We start from the raw sequence: 528 nt of genomic DNA, 5'->3' as shown, positions 1-528 counted from the left end.
GCGTAAGCGTTCTACACCTCAGTGCAGCGCGCGGTAGATTTCTTCGGCCAACTCGCGCGTTCTGCACTTCAGTGCAGCGCGCGGTAGATCTCCTCGGCAAGTTCGCGCGACACGCCCTTCACGCTGCACAGCTCGTCCACGCTCGCGCCCGCCACGCCGCGCACGCCGCCAAAGCGCTGCAGCAACTGAGCACGCTTCTTCGGGCCGACCCCCGGCACGTCCTCCAGCCGTGAGCCGCCGGTGCGGGTCGCGGCGCGCTTGGCGCGCATGCCCGTGATGGCAAAGCGGTGCGCCTCATCGCGGATCTGCGCGATCAGCATCAGCGCCGCCGAGTCGCGGCCGAGGTAGATCTTCGCGCGCCCGTCGGCAAAAACAAGTTCCTCCAGCCCGACCTTGCGGCCCTCGCCTTTTTCGACGCCGGCAATGAGACCGAGGTCCAGCCCCAGCTCCTCGAAAACCTCGCGCGCCATCGACACCTGGCCGCGGCCACCGTCGACGCGCACGAGATCGGGCAGGCGGCCGGTGCCC

General features: G+C 69.1%; 1 protein-coding gene. It reads right to left on the bottom strand.

The window, feature by feature from the left end; all coding sequences use genetic code 11:
- Positions 1 to 68: 68 nt before the first annotated feature.
- Positions 69 to 528: helix-hairpin-helix domain-containing protein (locus tag ACXJKR_RS34395; protein WP_457326681.1), on the bottom strand; the 460-nt coding region annotated here is incomplete at its 5' end.

This window comes from Roseateles sp. P5_E11 (genome assembly GCF_054049355.1).
Note: the sequence above shows the minus strand (reverse complement) of the source record. Positions and strands in the feature narration are given on the sequence as shown.